General features: G+C 54.2%; 1 protein-coding gene. It reads right to left on the bottom strand.

Features of this window, described 5'->3' with window-relative positions:
* A partial coding sequence (locus tag EOA24_RS40440; protein ID WP_133375092.1) for a CoA-transferase occupies positions 1-318 on the bottom strand: 318 nt, incomplete at its 3' end.
* Between the last annotated feature and the right edge of the window lie 236 nt (positions 319-554).

Raw genomic sequence — 554 nt, 5'->3', positions numbered from 1 at the left:
CTCTGCGAGAGTCCCTTGCGGGTTGAACTCGATCTGCAGTTTGCCAGCCAGGTACTGCTGAGCAAACAGCTTGTTTTCCCCGACGTAGGACGACACCATTCGACTGATTTGACGACTTTCAAGAAGTAGTCCGAGCCCGAACCCATCGACGCCAGCGTTGTTGGAGATAATAGTTAGTCCGGTCACCCCGGAGAGCTGGATCGCCTCAATAAGAGCGGAGGGTATTCCGCAAAGGCCGAAGCCACCCGACATTAGTGTCATCCCGTCGGCGAGCAGACCTGCTATCGACTCCACAGCGCTCGAATAGACTTTTTGCACGACGCTCTCCCTCCTCTCTCAGTGTCAATCTGGTACAGAACAGCACGGACTGAACTACCGTCCATTTGTAAAACGATAGGGCTTTTCAACGCAGCCCAGGGCGACCTACGCAAACAATACAATCGGGCGCGACCGCTAGAATAGGATGCGAGCAAGCATCTACGGCAGGCCTGCCCTTCAGTTCGACTGACTGAAAACGGCGGGGCCATATCTTCGATACGAGAAAACCTAGAATC

The organism is Mesorhizobium sp. M2A.F.Ca.ET.039.01.1.1, assembly GCF_003998035.1.
Taxonomy (GTDB): Bacteria; Pseudomonadota; Alphaproteobacteria; order Rhizobiales; family Rhizobiaceae; genus Mesorhizobium.
Note: the sequence above shows the minus strand (reverse complement) of the source record. Positions and strands in the feature narration are given on the sequence as shown.